Genomic DNA, 18,084 nt, shown 5'->3' with positions numbered 1-18,084 from the left:
ATTATTCTGGAATAACCTTATTATCATAGTATGTATATGCCAAAACACTTTCCGTAGCATTCATATATCTAAATGATATGGGTAGGAATTACTATATTTGTACTATTTAGTTACCAAGATACCTAAATACGTTTTAGAATCTACTATTCCTAAAGAATATCTCCCGCTTTATAAATATATTGACAATCACGGCCTATTAAGCATTTTGTGATGCTTTCACAAATTTTGAAAGTGCCTTTGCTCCAGCACCAGAATACAATAACTCTTGCACCGTTTTAAACGCATTCTCTAAGGTTACCTCTCCCTCTTTGGCTAAATAGTATGCCATCCCCGCATTAAGTATCACTGCAGTAGCACGCCCACTTCTATCTTTACCCTCTAGTAAAGTACGGGTGATCTCAGCATTCACCTGTGCATCACCGCCCACAAGTTCATCTGCTGTAGCATAAGTGAATCCATAATCCTTTGGATCTAATTTATAGGTCTTGAATTCGCCATGGTCAATTTCACATACTGTGGTTGTCCCTGTGGCAGTAATTTCATCAAGTCCGTCACTACCATATACCACGGCACCACGATACACACCTAAGTTCGATAAGACCTGTGCCAATGGTTCTACTAGGGACCGATCGTACACACCCATAAGCTCTACCGTAGCACCCGCAGGGTTTGCCAAAGGCCCTAAAATATTAAATACTGTTCTAACACCCATAGCTTTTCGTACAGGTCCAGCATATTTCATAGCTTCATGGTACACAGGGGCAAACATAAAGCAAATATTCGCTTCCTCTAAGACCTTTTTATTTTGCTCTCCATTGAGTTCCAATTTCACTCCCAATGCTTCTAGCACATCAGCGGCACCACAGTTACTAGATACACTACGATTCCCATGTTTGGCGATAGGGATACCCGCTGCAGCTAATAGGATAGCAGATGTGGTAGAAATGTTGAAAGTACTACTGCCATCGCCACCGGTACCTACGATTTCTATCACTGTATTGTCATGTGGTACGGACCCTGCTTTTTCTCGCATCACTTCAGCAAAGGCTGTAATCTCTGTCACGCTAGGTCCTTTCGCTTGTAAGCCACCTAAAAAAGCTGCCATAGGCACTTCCTGTACATCGCCGCTCATAATCGCATTCATCGTTGCTTTTGCCACTTCATAGGGCATATCTTGCCCCTCTGTGACGAGGCATATTGATTGTTGAATCATACTCTATCTCTCCCTTATATAATCTTATGGTGTTCCAGGAAATTCTTAACCATTTGCGTTCCCTGCGGTGTCAAAATAGATTCTGGATGGAATTGCACTCCATACATCGGATGTGTTCTATGTTCCATGGCCATAATTTCTCCATCTGATGTGCGAGCTGTTACCACTAGTTCATCTCCTAATGTATCCTCCAAGACCGCTAAAGAATGATACCGTGCTACTGGGAATTCTTGAGGAATATCTTTCCATAATATGGATGGATAACATTGGGTCGCCACACTTTGTTTACCGTGCATCACTTCTTTCGCATACCCTACGGTAGCTCCGAACACTTCGCCCATAGCCTGATGGCCCAAGCAGATACCTAAGATGGGAAAATCACCTCGGCATGTTTCTAGTAATTCTTCGTACACACCTGCATCCTTTGGTCGTCCCGTTCCTGGTGAAAGGATGACACAGTCTGGTGCAAGCTCTCGAATCTCTTTCACTGTCATTTCGTCACTGCGGATGACTTTAATGTCTTTCACTAAAGAACCGATTAATTGATATATATTGAAAGAAAAACTATCGTAATGATCGATAAGTAATACCATGTTACACCTCCTGCGCCAATGTAATGGCTGCTACCATAGATTGTGCCTTGTGAATAGTTTCATTGTACTCATTTACTGGTACACTATCTCGCACAATGCCACCACCAGACCGAACAAAGACACGCCCCTCTTTTGCCATAGCCATACGAATGCCAATACACACATCCATATTGCCGGAGAAATCTAAGTATCCTACGGCACCGCCATAAACACCACGAGGGCTTTTCTCTAATTCTTGTAGAATCTGAATGGCACGAATTTTAGGAGCTCCCGATAAAGTACCTGCCGGCAAAGTAGCGCCAATAGCATCTAAAGCATCAAACTCTTCTCGTAAGGTCCCTTTCACGGTGCTTGTTAAATGGATAACATGAGAAAATCGTTGAAGTTGATGAAGTGCTTCCACTTGAACGGATCCGAATTCACAAACTTTACCAATGTCATTACGACCTAAATCGACGAGCATATTATGTTCTGCTAATTCTTTTTCATCTTTGCTTAACTTAGCCTCTTGTGCTCTATCTTCCTCTTCATTCTTGCCCCGTGGTAATGTGCCCGCAATCGGGAATGTGTAAACGTTTCTATCTTGTAATTTCACCAGTGTTTCTGGAGATGCCCCAGTTAATTCCACAGACTTACCACTCATGTAGAACATATACGGAGAAGGGTTCATCGTTCTTAGTACACGGTATGCATTGAGCAAACTACCCTTGAACTTAGCTTCTCTACGGTTGGATACGACCGTTTGAAAAATATCTCCTTCGGTGGTGTAATGTTGCGTTTTTCGCACCACCTCTTGGTATTCTACGGACGTAAACTCAGAGGTGAATTCACTTTCCAGTACACCACGTTCGATATCAGCTTCTTCGCCATCTTTCACCAAGTCTGCCAAGGCTTGTAGTTCTAATTGAGTTCGCTCATAATTCCGTTCTATATCATCTGTACGTACATGACCGATAATATAGATTTTATTTTTATAATGGTCGAAAGCAATGACTTTATCGAAGAGCATAAGATCTACATCGTTCACCATACTAGTATCTGTATCACTAATATGTTGATCTAAAGTAGGCTCAATGTAACGTATGTATTCATAGGCGAAGTATCCCACAAATCCACCTGTGAAAGTTGGCAATTCTTCTACTCTAGGGCTTTTATATTGACTCAATATATTTCTAATCTCTTCCGCTGGATTATGACATGTAAATGTACGTGTCATATCTCCTTTGATCGTCATCGTATGGTTTTTGCATGTTACTTCTAACAATGGATTATACCCTAAGAAAGAATATCGCCCCCAGTGATGGGTGTTGTCTGCACTTTCCAATAAGAATGTATGAGCGCTCACTTTTTTTAATGCTTTCAGTACGGAGATAGGTGTACGAATATCCGATAATAACTCCACATACACCGGTACTATATCATATCCTTGTCCCAATTGTTTTACGCTTTCTAATGATGGTTTCATAAATCCTCCTGCAATAAAAAAACTCGCCCTAGACGTAAATGTCAAGGACGAGTTCATATGCTAAATAACTGCACAAATGCGCAGAAAGATTCATATAAATCGCGGTACCACCTTGTTTGAATGCATGCATTCCCCTTTGCAGGATACTATCATATCCCTCACGATTAACGCTCATGACACGTTATGCTATACTAGGACAATTGTCCGTTCCCCATACCCTCGGTGGTCCATTTAATAGACTGCGTTCTGCGGGGCTCTCAGCTACCCCCACTCTCTGGAAGTGCACGTTCTATTTTTATCTCCACCTCATCGGTTTGTTAGGCGAGTATTAAATTATGTATCAAATATTATCACACTAAAATACATTTGTCTATTGAATAATAACAATTTTCTATAATTTTTATAGGAGTATCCTGTATAACCTATAGATACTCCCTATAGATACGGAAATACTAACTCTAAAAGCTATTTATCTAATATCTACTTTTTACATTTTCTAGCATTAGAAATATAACTTGTAGATACCATAATAAAGTAGTTGTAAACCCTTATATTATCTCATTGATCCTATATCTTATACTAATCGCTTTAAAATATCTACCTCTACCTGTCCAGGTGCTGATGCTTGTCCCAGTGTGCCAAAGGTCAAACAATTTCCAAACACATGGCCACAAGCCCGTGTCATCTGTCCTAATTTTCCCATAGACATAGTAATCCGTGGCAATTGTGGATACCGTTCACTTAACTCCTTTGTAAATTGTAACACTGAAAGTACATCATCACTCGTAGTTGGCATCAAGGCAAACTTAATCACTGCGGCTCCTGCTGATATCATTTGTTCAGCATAGAGATGCAATGTATCTCTATTCAAGGTTTTATGGAAATTATGATAACTCATCACCATTTGTATCTCTTGTTGATGGGCTTGCTTAATAACTTGGCCCATTGTATCTGTATAGGCAAACAACTCAACATCGATAGCTTGCACTAGGTCTTGATCCACAATTGCTTGTAAAAGGTTACAGTAATTCTCGTTACTTAAGGACGTTTTTCCGCCCTCAGCTAAGGTACGCCATGTAAACAATATCGGCATTTTTTCATATCTGAAATGCACTTCTTCTACCAAGTTTACTATTGTTGGTATGTACTCTTGTTCAGATATATGGGAATCCTTCATCCACATATCTGGACGCAACTCAATGAGGTCTACCTCTGCTTGCACTGCCTCTTGCACCTGTGAAAGAATCTCCTCGATACTCGGTCCCACAATAGGAACACAAATACCATATCGCTCTCCTTGTATAGGGCCTTGTTGTTTTGATTTCATAGTATTCCGCTCCTAATTATGATCTATGCATATATATAACAATGCATTACTACAAGTATTTTTTAACAATAAAAGCATATGTCATCAAGTAGATCGAATCATCCTTAAGGAATAGCTCGTAATGCTTACTATGTATGGTAACTATAGATTCTATAAAATAACTTCTACCAATACACCCAATAACTAAGTTATCTTTGGACATGTTTATTGTTACTACTACTATACCACATAAGCACAATACACTAAAAGCCAAATCAAGATGAGCATTCATTCATGATTTGGCTAATACAACTATTCTATCTGTATGTGTACATCATATTCAGTAAAATACAAACATGATAAACTTGCACTACTACTAAAATAACTATTGCTCTGCTTTAGTATCAGGTGGCGCCGTCTTCACAATAAACGCAAGGGCTATGACATGGCCTATCCACACGGCTCCCATAATATACAATGCTACAGGCATATTGCGCATACTATAAGCTCCAATACCCAGTAAAATCGACACGGACACTAAAATATTAATTTTAGTGCGCAGTGGCATGCCACTTTTATTTTTAAACGGCTCTACGTAATTTGCATAAAGTTTAGAGTTTACAAACTTCTCATGGAATCGTTTAGAACCTCTAGCAAAACAAAATACAGCAAATAAATAAAACGGTACCGTTGGTAATAATGGCAATACAATTCCCAAAGACCCTAAGCCAAAGCTAATAGCACCTAATACAATCCAAATATAACGAATCACACCCGTTGATTCTTGTACTTCTTTTGTTACTGTTTCTTTCACTTGTCACCCCTATATAACGTATATTCTAATACGTTTATTCCATATTTAAAATCCCTATTCCAATAGCCATTCTATCACATTTTTTTGTTGTATTCCCTCATAAGATGCATTGCTATTAATCTCATCCAAAGTAAGCAAAAATTTCGGATGATAGTCTTTCACCTCAAATAAAGGCGTTAGTTCTCTGTCTAATGTGGTAGGATCTAACACACTTTGACTCACTTGATAATACTCAAATAGTCCATGTTTCTGAGCTACAAAATCTATTTCACCATTTTTTAGGATACCGACATGAACCGTATAGCCTCGGCGCAATAATTCTAAATACACCACATTTTCAAGAATGTGACCTGTATCTCGTCCTGTATTAGGTACGAAAAATCTTCTCAGCCCAGGATCAACTAAATAAAATTTAGAATATAATCTAAGCAGTTCTTTCCCTCGCACATCAAATCTAGACGCTTCATAAATTAACAATGCATCTCTCAGTGCTGCTATGTACCTTTCTACAGTACGACTATCTACCTTTCTACCCATACTAGTAAGAGAATCAGCTATCTTTTTAGGTGTTAATAAACTTCCCACGTTGGCTGCAATATACCGAATAATACTTTCTAATATTAAAATATCGCTTCCCTTTAAGCGCGTCATAACATCTTTCAACACTACAGAATTGACTATACCTTCTAAATAGGTACGTAGCATTTCATCATGCCCAGCATATTCTAGTGTCCCTGGAAAACCACTTTGCTCTATAAATAGACGATACAAACCATTCAAAGATAGATTCGTTGTCTCTTTGTGTGCTTCAACAAACTCTTTAAATGATAAAGGTAACATATCTAGCTGAACATATCGACCCGCTAATAGTGTAGCCATTTCTGAAGACATAAAGTACGCATTAGATCCTGTAATATAGATATCTACATTATCTTTAATATAGAAACTATCTACCACACGTTCGAACCCTTGCACATGTTGGACCTCATCCAAAAATATATACATTTGTTGATTAGGAATTATTTTGGACTTTATGTATTCATACAACTGTATATAATCCGTTAAGTCCCTGTATTCCAAATCTTCAAAGTTAATGGCGATGATTTGATTTTCTTTTACCCCTTCTTGTAGTAACTCTTGTTGAAAGAGATAAAATAGAGTTGATTTACCACATCTGCGCACGCCAGACACAATTTTTATAACGCGTTTTTCTCTGTGATTTCTCAGAAACTGTATGTACTTTTCCCTATTAATTAGCTTCATGTCTACTCCTCTATCATTTGTGATACCTTTCAATACAATGAAAGTGTTATTCATACTCTCAGCATATTGCAAAAATACATTACAATGCAATCTTTAGTATAATTTTAACTAAGATTGCATTTGATTGCAATCTTTATTTTAAATAAATTACTTTTTGCATTCCGATGTAATTTTTATTCTATAATAGACAATTTTTGCGTTTCAATGCAATCTTTAATCGCAATGTAGTTATTATATCACAATATAATTTTGGATACACAGAGAATGACCCATACCATTAGATAGCTTGCAATCCCTTGTTCCCATACTAGTACACATAGCACGATAATAGAGGATAGCTAACTTACATCGTTAACTATCCTCTATGGTTTATCATAATGTACTGAATGCCAGTCTATCTTCCTATGTAGTTATACACAGGCATAGTCCAACATCTATAAGAATTCTATTCCTTTATCTTAGAACTTGTACGTACCTTGGATACGAGTGTAGTTACCTAATTTAAAGTTTTCTCCACCGTATAATGTATCACGTTGTCCAATACCTTTTGCATCGAATGTGTAGAATGCTTCTACTAAGAAATCTTTTGCTGGTACATATCCACCACCTAATGTGAAGCTTCGAATACCATCTAAGTAACGATCTGGTACAGCCCCTGTGCCATTACCACCTAAGAAAGCACCATGCCCGAAGTATTTGTAGTCAATAAATGCATTCCAGCTACCAGGACGATAATAATCAGATTGACCTACATCGAAACGAAGTGCCCAGAAGTGTGGAGTACCACCTGTTCTATGACCTTTTAATTCAAATTGAGGGTTACCTGCTGGATTATCATATACTTTACCTGCTGTAGATTGATAGATACTTCCGCCATTCATATAGCGACCGAAGTCAGTTCTATTTTGACCATAGTCGAAAGATACAGCTGTATTATCACCAATTTGGTATTTTAAGCCTAAACCAAATACATTTGCTAAACGACCAAAGCTGCGAGACTCATTTCCGTTATCGCTTGTATAATGTACAGTATGATTTTCATGGCCCGTAGAGCGTAAGTACCAAGCTGTGACACCTAATTTATTATTTACTTGTTGACGATATTGGATAAAACCAGCACGTTTAACCGCAGGAATCACATCACGTTGGATGACAACACCCTCTGTTGGAATCACTTTACCTGTCGCATTACCTAAGGCTTCACGAGGAAGTTTACTATAGTGGTCAGCTTCTGTTAAAGTTTTTCTCATATTATCAAAAAATGATACTACCATTCTTGAATATGTATTAGAAGTTCCTGTTAACAGACCTCGTTGACCAGAATGAGCTTTATAAATGTTCTCATAAATAAAACGCTCTTTTAAGTTACTAATAGCTTGATCATCAAGTACTATAGATTTATTTGTAGCTGATTTATAAATAGAAGCTATTTTATCTTTATTAGTATCAAACCATTTTGTCAGATATGTAATACCACCATTATCTAATAACCCTGGAGTATTTAATGGTATATCAAATAATGCTTTATCTTTATCACTTAAATACCCAGTTGGATCAACAGAAACTTTTTCATCCATATTGCCATTTTCTAATACTGGTAATTTGACTTCAGGAATCTCAATTTTAAGTTTATTTTTTTCTGATAAAGCATAACTATATCCTTGATTAGCTAAATCAGTCATTCGTTTTAAAACTTCAAATTGTTTATCTATAAATGGCTTACGTATTTCATTTCTTTTCGCTTCTTTACTATCTTCTTTACTATTCTCTAAATCATTACGTTTACTTATAAATCTATTTTCTTCATCAATCACAGATTTATATTTTACTTTTAAATCTGACTGCTCTTTAACTAATTCTGTTCTTTTTTCAAGCAATGCATTGTATTCATCTTCAGGTAGTGGTTTTCCTCCCCACTCAGGATCTCCATCTGGGTCTCCCACTTCAATGTCATCGTTAAGCTTATTAATCTTAGTCTCTAAATCAACTTTTTTATCGTTATATTCCTTGTAAGCATTAGATTCTTTAAATGTATTTAATTCATTAGTTATCTCATCAATTTTAGAGTTTATTTCTTCTCCCGCATTATTAATAACATCTGTAGCTGCTTCTACTGCTTTTTTCTCAGCTTCTTTTATGACTTCTAACTGTTTATGGAATCCAATGGTATCTCCAGCATTTTCAATATTAAGCTCTTCATTACCGCCACCTGAGCTAGTTTTAACTCCCATAAATTCATCAACAGTTGGAGCTCGTTTAAACGAGTTATAAATAGCATGTGTATAGGCAGAATCTGTTACCCCTGTGCTATGTGAGAAATCACCGTAGCCCACACGAACTTGTTTTGTATCATTTGTCCAAACACCACGAACACCATCATATTCTTTACTAAACCAATATCCTGTGACGCCCATTGGTTCCGTCATACGACCAGCTGTTAAGTCCCATTTATTGGTATGTTTAGTTACTGTCGCTTCATCAATACGTTGATGATTGAATCCTTTTGTCACTTTTAATTGGTGATCTGTATCTACACCACGTTGACCACTGGCACTAGCTACCACGCGCACATCTACATCTTTGCCAATACGAGCATCCACTCCTGCACGAACTCGTGATGTAATACCGTGATTATTTTCATCACGAAGGTTATCTGCTGCGTCATCCTCAATATAGCTTGTAGCTGTTACACGACTAGTTGGACGATCAAAACCTAAATGGCTATCCCAACGATTTCTAAAATCACCAACAACCTCTACGCCGGCTTTTTTATCTACATTAAAGTCACGATGAATGAAAGTATTCAAATGGTCTACCACTTGTGTTTTCACTTCTACTTTCGCCATATTTGGTTGACTCTTATCTGTAGTCGCATCTGCACCAAATTTTAAATTAATACCCATACGGAATTGACGTGTAGACAAGGCACGATCATCATCTCGATGGTTGAACAAGTTGTTAATACCAAAGTATACACGAGAGTCTTTATTGATTTTCTTTTGAACGATCATATTCCAAATTCCATATGTTTTACGTTCATACATATCGCTAGTACGACGATCGGAGCCAGAGTAGGAAATTTCAGATTTACCTTCAATTTTCTTAGCTTCTTTTATAACGGGATCAAGTACGATAGCATTTGTATTTGGATCTCTTTCGTAGGCAGTACCAGACGTCATATATCCGCCACCGCCAGATACGGAATTACTATCTAACATATTGATGTAGTAATCACTCCAAAGACTACCTGACCATCCTGTTTTTTCATCTTCGTAATCCACGCCGATACCAATTTTGTGAGTCGGTTTATCTAACAATTGACGTGGCATATCTGGATTACTCTTATTCACAGCATGCAAGAATGTATATCCAAAACGAGCTTTCCATTTATTGGAAAGTTTTTGTTTCAATTCCCATTCAAGACCAGTAATTTCAGCTTTACCAATGTTTTTAAAGCTGTAAATCATATCAGGCGCATATAAGAATTTATAGATACCACGTTCCGTATTTTCATTCAAATCTGTGTGGAAATCTAACACATGGCCTGTATTATAAGCAGTTATATAGTTTTTGATATTATTTCTAAATACAGTCAATTTACTGTACGTATTTTTATTTTCCCCTTCAATGGAGGCATCAAAATTTAAGGATTTCTCTGGTTTTAAGTTAGGATTTCCTTGCCAGTACCAACCTAATCGTGCTTGACCACCATTTAAACTGAACGCCGTAATATGGGATGGGAACATTTCCCAGTTATAGAATAACTCACCCATCCCTGGTTCTACATAGCTACTACCTACGTTTGCTTTGAAACGACGATGTGCATTTCCATTCAAGTTATGAGTTAAACCCATATTGAAAGATACGTTAGAACCAAATAAGCTACTATGATCTAAACGCGCAATTGGAGTTAACATTGTGTTTTTATTCAACTGCCAAGTATCTTGCACAAATAGATATTGTTTGTTAATCGTACCAGTACCAACCGTTTGTTTATTAATACGCTTGTTCTCTTCTTCTTTGAAAGTTGCACCATTTAATTTGATGATAGCACTGAGTTTAGGATGTACTGTTTTATCATAATAATACAATGGTAATTTTTCTACATCAGAGCTATAAATTCTATCTCTCCAACTAGTTGCTGTCGCATTATTTTCATCAATGGCTGCTTTATTTTCTGCCATTAATGTGGCAGCAAACTCCATATATTTGGCATAAGCTTCAGGATATTTTTTCTTTAATGTATTATCTGTTGTTCCAAAAATCCAAGCTTGAGAGTTTGCCGGATCTCCTTCCGTCAACTTCTCTTTATAATTCAAGAAATCTTCATAGGTAAACTCAGGTACTTTACTGTTTGGATTGGATTTATCAGTGTTGTACCACTCTTTTTCCTTATTTCGTTCAATAATGCCATCTTTGCCTTTACTGAAAGAATAGTCATAAATATTAGATTTTGGATTACCATTACGATCTACAGATAAGCTCTTATCATAATCCCATGGATCTATATCACGCACATAGGTATGCGGTGCATTTTTCAAACGGCTACCTGTACCTGTTTCACGAGACATACCAACACCATAGGATACTAGGTGATTATCGTTAGCTTGGATATCTCCAGAAACTCCAAAATTCCATTGTCTGTGGTCAATATTATCTGTGTATTCTAAAGTGTTTTTACCTTCATAGGTACTTTTTCCATAGTCACTGCTCAACGTTAAATCGTTTTCATTGGTACGAGTATAGTTAACTTCCGCTTTCCAATTGGAAACATCGTCTCTACCTTCATAGGTCAAATTCATTGTATTACGATTTAGGTCACGTTTATAGTGCATTTGTGGCACCATGAAAGAATCACTATTTTTCACATAGCGCTCTAAATCTTCACGATAACGATCTAGCTTCATACTGATCGTTTGATTATCTTTCACATCTATAATACTAGCCACACCTACATTGGCATTTGTACCATAATACCGTAAAGAATTTTTTAGGAATCCATGATCAACAGTATCATCAGCTCCTAGTGCAGATTGTCTAGGGCTTTCACTAGCATAGATTGGCATAATATCTCGTTTGCTACCGAAGATATTCACTTTAACCTTACCGATTTTACCAGAGTCAGCTCGGACAAATACATTATTAAAAGGTAGAATATCGCTATTCCCTTTTTCACGAATACCTTCAAAGTTAAATTGTAAACCTGCTTTATTGCGTGGTTTATTCGTGATAACGTTAATAACACCACCCATAGCATCAGAGCCATATTTAGCACTAGCAGCACCTTGTACGATTTCAATATGGTCTAGATTTTCTGTACCTAAACGTTGCAATTCATCGCCTGCACCTTGGTATTTTGCCAAATCACCCATCACAGGCTGACCATCTACCAAAATTAATGTATGACGAGGTTCAGCACCACGAATGGATACACCAACTCGACCCATAGCATCTACAGTACGACTCACACCAGTTTCACTAAATACGATATCCTCGGCAGATTTCGCTTGCTTAGCTTCAATATCTTTTTTAGTAATAATTTGCACTTGTTGCGAATTATACTTCGCCTCTTCTTGTGCACGATTCGCTGTAACATATACAGACCCTTCTGCATGTGCTACAGTCGGAACTAGAAAACTTGCGCCCCCAATCCATGTAGCAATGGCACAGGAAAGCATAAAATATTTATTTTTTGCTTCGCTTTTCCTTGTCATTGGTATCCTCCTATTAGAACAAAACTCTCTTAGTAATGAGAAAATAAGTCAAATTATTACAATTGTACCTTGTATTGATAATCTTTTTCTACTCCAAAAAGCTCCTAACTAATCCATTGCGACATTTGAAGAATTATTTTATTAAATTTTTGATTTTTATACTTTAATAAATAAATTCTTATAAAACTGTAATAATTTTTCATTTTAACAAAAAAATATTGATATTATTTTAACTTTATCTATTGAATAAGTAAGATAGACTAGCTTTATAACATATAGAAAAGCTATAACTAATTGAGTATATACCTCAAATAAGTTATAGCTTTTCCTATAGGTATTTCACTCTTTATTCAATAAATAACTGTTATAATATATACACTTAGCTATCATTGCATGTAATTTAAGCAAAATACTATGTTGTTGTTAATTAGAATTTGTAAGTACCTTGGATACGAGTGTAGTTACCTAATTTAAAGTTTTCTCCGCCGTATAAAGTATCACGTTGTCCAATACCTTTTGCATCGAATGTGTAGAACGCTTCTACCAAGAAATCTTTGCGAGGAACATAGCCACCACCCAATGTAAAGCTACGGATACCATCTAAGTAACGATCTGGTACAGCGCCTGTACCATTGCCACCGAAGAAGGAACCGTGAGCGAAGTATTTGTAATCCATAAATGCATTCCAGCTACCAGGTCTTGTGAAATCAGATTGTCCAAGATCAAGACGAGCTGTCCAGAAGTGTGGTGTACCACCCATGGAGTGACCTTTTACCGTAAAGTCTGCAGTACCACGAATATGATCGAAGTTGGTATGACCGTTCATGTAACGACCAAAGTCACTGCGGTTGAAACCATAATCTAAGGAGATAAGAGCATTATCACCGACTTGATATTGTGCACCGATGGCAAAGATATTAGCCAATCGTTTGCTTGTGTATGTATCATTAGTAAAGTCTGGAACTTCAGATGTTACATCGCCATAAATTGGCTCTGCATACCAACCAGTCGTGTAACCAGTGATTCCAGTATGCGTTTCCATCTTAGTTTTCGCATGACCGGCTTGCATTGTGTGTTCATTATTGTTCAAGGAACGTAAGAACCATGCTTGAATACCTAATCGTGGATTGATTTGCGTTTTATACTGAGCAAATAATGCCTTATCAATGGCTGGAATTACATCACGTTCCAATTTCAAACCAGTTACTTTTATTGGTTTGCCCACTACTTTTTCTAAGGCAGCACGAGGTAATGTATTACCTTGTTCAGAATCTTTAACTGCAGATAGCAATTCTTTTAAGTATTCTTTCGCGATAGCTGGTAATGTAGTCTCACCATATTCACTCTTATCGGATTTAAAGTTACCACCTTTTAATTCTTCTACTACATTATAGTCAAGAATTTTATCACCTTTAGGCCACTCAGATTCGCCTTTTTTGAACACTTTTACTACACGTTTAAATTTGTAATCTTTTACTGGATTAGAGTATTTGGCAGCTTCTGGTTTCCATGAGTAAATCTTCTTGTAATACCCATTTTCCATACTAAAAATATCCATATTTTTCATAGCAGAGTTGTTATTATCTCTGTCATATACATAGATTTCATTCCAGTTAGTTTTAGCTAATAATTCAGCTGCTGCTAAATAGCCCTCTTCTAACTGTGCTTTATGTGCATCAATATAGTCTGGTGTTAAAATCGTCGGATCAGCCAATGGAGATGCCATTTTTTTATTTAACGCTTCTTTTTCTGCAACTTTTAATTCATATAAGACTTTATTTTTTTCTGTTTTGAATTGTTTTTCAGCATCAGAATCATTAGGACGAATTTTATCTTCACTATACGTAATATTAGGAGTATAATTGTTCATATTTACTTCTAATAAAGCTGTATTATGATTAGCGTCTTCTACTTCATATAAAACTTTCATGGTTTCAGGATCTTTTTCCATTCTGTAACCCATGGATTTACCTTTTAAAAGTTCTGGATACGCTTGATTTAGAATCTTAGCCATACGTTGGATGATTTCAACTTTTTTTGCATCTTTTTCTGCATCCGTTGCATTCGGCATAGATGCATCTACGTTTGCCAATTGCTCTACAAAATATAGATTTTCATTTTTACCTTTAAATTCTTTGAGGTATGTGTCCATTGGTGATCCTTCACCAGGTACTTTTTTACCATCTACTTCAGGTACAATACCCCATTTATCGGCTAACATTGCTTTATCATTGTCATATGCATATAAATGATTTAATCCGATAAACTCTTCTAATGTTGGAGCTCTAAAATATGTAGAGTACGTACTATGGTTATAGGCGGAGTCTGTAATACCCGTACTTGCTTTAAAGGAACCAATACCTGTGCGGAATTGACTTCTTTGGTCCGTCCATACAGCACGAACTCCATCAAATGTTTTATTAAACCAATATCCAGTAGCACCCATGGATTCAGATAAGCGACCAACAGAGAAATCCCAATGTCCACCAGAATGTGTAACATCTAAGTTTTCTAATCGTTGTTTATTTAATCCTTTAGAATTAATTGTCGTATTAGCTGTATCAATGGAATGAGTTCCACTAGCACTAGCAAGAATTTTTACATTTGTATTGTCATTAATTCTTGCATCTACACCAAAACGGATACGTTGTTCTAATCCATGTTCTTTTTGATCTTTTAGATTATATTCTGCATTACCTACATAGGATGTACTTGTGTACAAGGATTGTGGACGTTCAGAACCTCCGTGCGCCATTAAACGTGTACGATAATCACCAATAAATTCAGTACCTTTTTCTTTTTTAGCATCAAATGGTCTTTCTAAGAATTGATGCTCACGTCCCATATCATCGCCATTCACAGTAGCTATAGCTTTATCTGCATGAACTTTTGTAATAGGAGTTGTACCATTTATACCATTTGTTGATGCAGGATTTTGCATCTTCGCATCTTGAGCTTTACTATCTCCACCTGCGCCGAATTTAAGATTTACACCAAAACGATATACGCGAGATTGTGTTGCTCTATCATCATCACGATGATCAAAGATATTATTAACCCCGAAATACACTAAGGAATCATTACCAAACTTACGTTGTACCATGGCATTCCATGTACCGAATGATTTCTCTTCGTAGTCATTAGATACATTATAGATGGCACTATCGGAATCAATACCACTAATCCAGTAGTTGGAACGATTTTTTTGTGTATTACTATCAAGCATTTTATGATAATAGTCTGCCCACAGTTGTGCATTCCACTTCTTAGTTTCATAAGTAATACCGAAATCGATTTTGTTAGTTGGACGGTCTAATAAATGGGCCGGCATTGTAGGATCAGATTGATTCAACGCTTGCAAACGAGTCCAGCCAAAACGTGTACTCCATTTAGAACCAAATTTATGTTTCCATTCTAACTGCACACCTGTAATTTTTGCTTTACCAATATTTTTAAAACTATAAATTAAATCTGGTGCTTGCATCCATTTATCTTGTTTTGATAATTGTGGTGCCCAGTCTTGTAATTCTCCTGTAAAGTATACGGACATATAGTTACGAATACGGTTTTGGAAAACGCCAATGCGAGCGTAATCATTTTTACCTTCCCCTTCAAAACTAATGTCGATATTTTTAGATGTTTCAGGTTTTAGGTTTGGATTACCTGCCCAATACCATCCCATTTTTGCTACACCTTGTGCTACTGGATTGGATGCGAACATTTGCCAGTTATACCATAATTCACCCATGCCAGGTTCAGAATAACCAGTACCAATATTCGCTTTCAAACGACGATGAGCATTAGAGTTTACATTATAGGTAGCACCAAAATTCCAAGATACATGGGAACCAAATAAACTACTCTTATCGATACGAAGCGTTGGTTGAACTAATAAATCTTTGTTCACTTGCCATGCATCAGATAAGTAATAATTATTTTTTTTAACACTGCCTTCACCTTCCGTGATACGTTGTTCACGTTCACGATATTTTTCTAAGAATTTGACACCTTTATATTTTGGGGCTTTCGCACGTTCTGCTGGATCTAAGGATTCTCCTTGTGTAAAATATTTAACATATACAGAAGATGCATTCAAGTTATTTTCTTTTTTGAGAGCATCATTGAATTCGACAATTTTCTTCCAATGCGCATCATCTACACCAAAGTCGGATAAATTATTATAATAAGAAGATGGATCTGTAGATCCATTACCATCTAACTTGTGCTCCCGCAAATATTCATAGGTAATCGGTGGAATATCGCTTTCTTTTTCTGCGCCATAGTATTCATAATCTTTATCCCAGATTGGTAAACCATCTTTACTTGGTTTAAATTTGTAATCATGGATATGAGAATAAATACGCAAGCTATTGTCACCAGGTCGACGTTCTAAACGATCCACGCCTGCTACTAATAAATTTTTATCATAATCCCATGGATCAATATAGCGAGTTTTCACATTAGGAGAACTTTTTAGTCGACTACCAGAACCTGTTTCTTTAGTTTGTGCAATACCCCAGCTTAAAGTGTGTTTATCCCCAATTGCAGAGTTTGCATTGAAACGGATATCTGTTTGACGATGGTCTACATCATCAATATAACGTAATTCGTTTTTACCTTCATATTGGGAACGACCAATATAGTTAATTAAAGAAACATCATTTTCATTGATACGAGAATGATTTAATTCTAATTTCCAATCGCTGGCACCACCACGACCATTCCAAATCATGTTCAATGTGTTACGGTTACTATCACGTTTAAAATGACGTTGAGGCTCCATTGGTGAGGTACTATTTTTAACATCTCGTTGTAAGTCTTCTGTATAACGATTTAAACGTACCTGAATGTTGTGATCTTTATTGATATCATAAATACCATTAAAGCCGATATCAGAAGTATCACCGTAGAAACGAAGTGCATTAGGTTTGAAGTCGCCTTCTAGTTTATCACCAGTATCTCTTCTTTCTTTTGTAGCATATACTGGTAAAATATCACGTTTACTACCAGAAATAGCTACACGAACCTTACCCATTTGTCCAGAGTCAGCTCGCAAGAAGAAGTTGGAATTACCATAACCAGTTTCTCCACCTTTTGCACGAGATCCTTCTCCATTGATTTGGATAGTTGGTTTTTTAGCCGCTTTTTTAGTGATGATATTAACAACACCACCAATAGCATCAGAACCATATTTAGCGCTAGCAGAACCTTGTACGATTTCAATACGTTCTACGTTCTCTGTGCCTAAGCGCATAACTTCATCTGCTGCGCCACTAAATTTAGCCAAGTCGCCTAGTACGGCTTGACCATCTACTAAAATCAAAGTATGGCGTGCTTCTGCACCACGAATGGACACGCCTACACGACCCATAGAATCTACAGTACGAGATACACCACTTTCAGTGAAAATGATATCTTCTACTGATTTAGCTTGTTTTTGTTCAATATCCTTTTTAGTAATAATGCTCACTTGTTGTGAGTTATATTTAGCCTCTTCATGAGCTCTATCAGCGGTAACATATACAGCCCCCTCAGCTTGTACTGAATTAGAATACATTAAACCTGGTAGCGCTATCCATGTAGCAATCGCACATGATAGCATGAAGTATTTTTGTTGCTTTCTACGATTTGTCGTCATTGCAATCTACTCCTACATACAAAAAAAATTAACACAAATAATAACACAAATGACAAAAAATATCATTTTGCTTTTATT

The 18,084-nt window shown here is 36.7% G+C and carries 8 protein-coding genes; all 8 read right to left on the bottom strand.

All coding sequences use genetic code 11. The features are described 5' to 3' along the window. Positions 1 to 196: 196 nt before the first annotated feature. Complete coding sequence (gene trpD / locus EO112_RS06760; RefSeq protein WP_127163562.1) at positions 197 to 1,213, bottom strand: anthranilate phosphoribosyltransferase; 1,017 nt, start codon at positions 1,211 to 1,213, stop codon at positions 197 to 199. A gap of 14 nt (positions 1,214 to 1,227) precedes the next feature. Next, positions 1,228 to 1,806, bottom strand: coding sequence for an aminodeoxychorismate/anthranilate synthase component II (locus EO112_RS06755; protein ID WP_127163560.1), 579 nt, complete (start codon positions 1,804 to 1,806; stop codon positions 1,228 to 1,230). A gap of 1 nt (position 1,807) precedes the next feature. Further along, positions 1,808 to 3,271 carry an anthranilate synthase component I family protein gene (locus EO112_RS06750; RefSeq protein ID WP_127163558.1) on the bottom strand — a complete coding sequence of 488 codons (1,464 nt, stop codon included), beginning with the start codon at positions 3,269 to 3,271 and terminating at the stop codon, positions 1,808 to 1,810. Between the two features lie 574 nt (positions 3,272 to 3,845). Next, positions 3,846 to 4,598, bottom strand: coding sequence for a type I 3-dehydroquinate dehydratase (gene aroD, locus EO112_RS06745; protein WP_127163555.1), 753 nt, complete (start codon positions 4,596 to 4,598; stop codon positions 3,846 to 3,848). Positions 4,599 to 4,962: 364 nt separating this feature from the next. Next, on the bottom strand, positions 4,963 to 5,391 hold the full coding sequence (locus EO112_RS06740; RefSeq protein ID WP_127163553.1) for a YbaN family protein: 429 nt from the start codon (positions 5,389 to 5,391) through the stop codon (positions 4,963 to 4,965). 54 nt (positions 5,392 to 5,445) lie between these two features. After that, positions 5,446 to 6,654 (bottom strand): ATP-binding protein, encoded by a 1,209-nt coding sequence (locus EO112_RS06735; RefSeq protein ID WP_127163551.1) that lies wholly within the window; start codon positions 6,652 to 6,654, stop codon positions 5,446 to 5,448. Between the two features lie 458 nt (positions 6,655 to 7,112). After that, positions 7,113 to 12,368: a TonB-dependent receptor domain-containing protein gene (locus tag EO112_RS06730; protein ID WP_127163549.1), complete on the bottom strand. Its 5,256-nt coding sequence runs from the start codon at positions 12,366 to 12,368 to the stop codon at positions 7,113 to 7,115. 427 nt (positions 12,369 to 12,795) lie between these two features. After that, positions 12,796 to 18,006, bottom strand: coding sequence for a TonB-dependent siderophore receptor (locus EO112_RS06725; RefSeq protein WP_127163547.1), 5,211 nt, complete (start codon positions 18,004 to 18,006; stop codon positions 12,796 to 12,798). Between the last annotated feature and the right edge of the window lie 78 nt (positions 18,007 to 18,084).

It is taken from the genome of Veillonella sp. VA141 (genome assembly GCF_003992175.1).
Lineage (GTDB): Bacteria > Bacillota > Negativicutes > Veillonellales > Veillonellaceae > F0422.
Note: the sequence above shows the minus strand (reverse complement) of the source record. Positions and strands in the feature narration are given on the sequence as shown.

Excerpts from the sequence above, each read along its gene's own strand:
- trpD (WP_127163562.1), bottom strand. The coding sequence starts at position 1,213 with ATGATTCAACAATCAATATGCCTCGTCACAGAGGGGCAAGATATGCCC.
- EO112_RS06755 (WP_127163560.1), bottom strand. The coding sequence starts at position 1,806 with ATGGTATTACTTATCGATCATTACGATAGTTTTTCTTTCAATATATAT.
- EO112_RS06750 (WP_127163558.1), bottom strand. The coding sequence starts at position 3,271 with ATGAAACCATCATTAGAAAGCGTAAAACAATTGGGACAAGGATATGAT.
- aroD (WP_127163555.1), bottom strand. The coding sequence starts at position 4,598 with ATGAAATCAAAACAACAAGGCCCTATACAAGGAGAGCGATATGGTATT.
- EO112_RS06735 (WP_127163551.1), bottom strand. The coding sequence starts at position 6,654 with ATGAAGCTAATTAATAGGGAAAAGTACATACAGTTTCTGAGAAATCAC.
- EO112_RS06730 (WP_127163549.1), bottom strand. The coding sequence starts at position 12,368 with ATGACAAGGAAAAGCGAAGCAAAAAATAAATATTTTATGCTTTCCTGT.
- EO112_RS06725 (WP_127163547.1), bottom strand. The coding sequence starts at position 18,006 with ATGACGACAAATCGTAGAAAGCAACAAAAATACTTCATGCTATCATGT.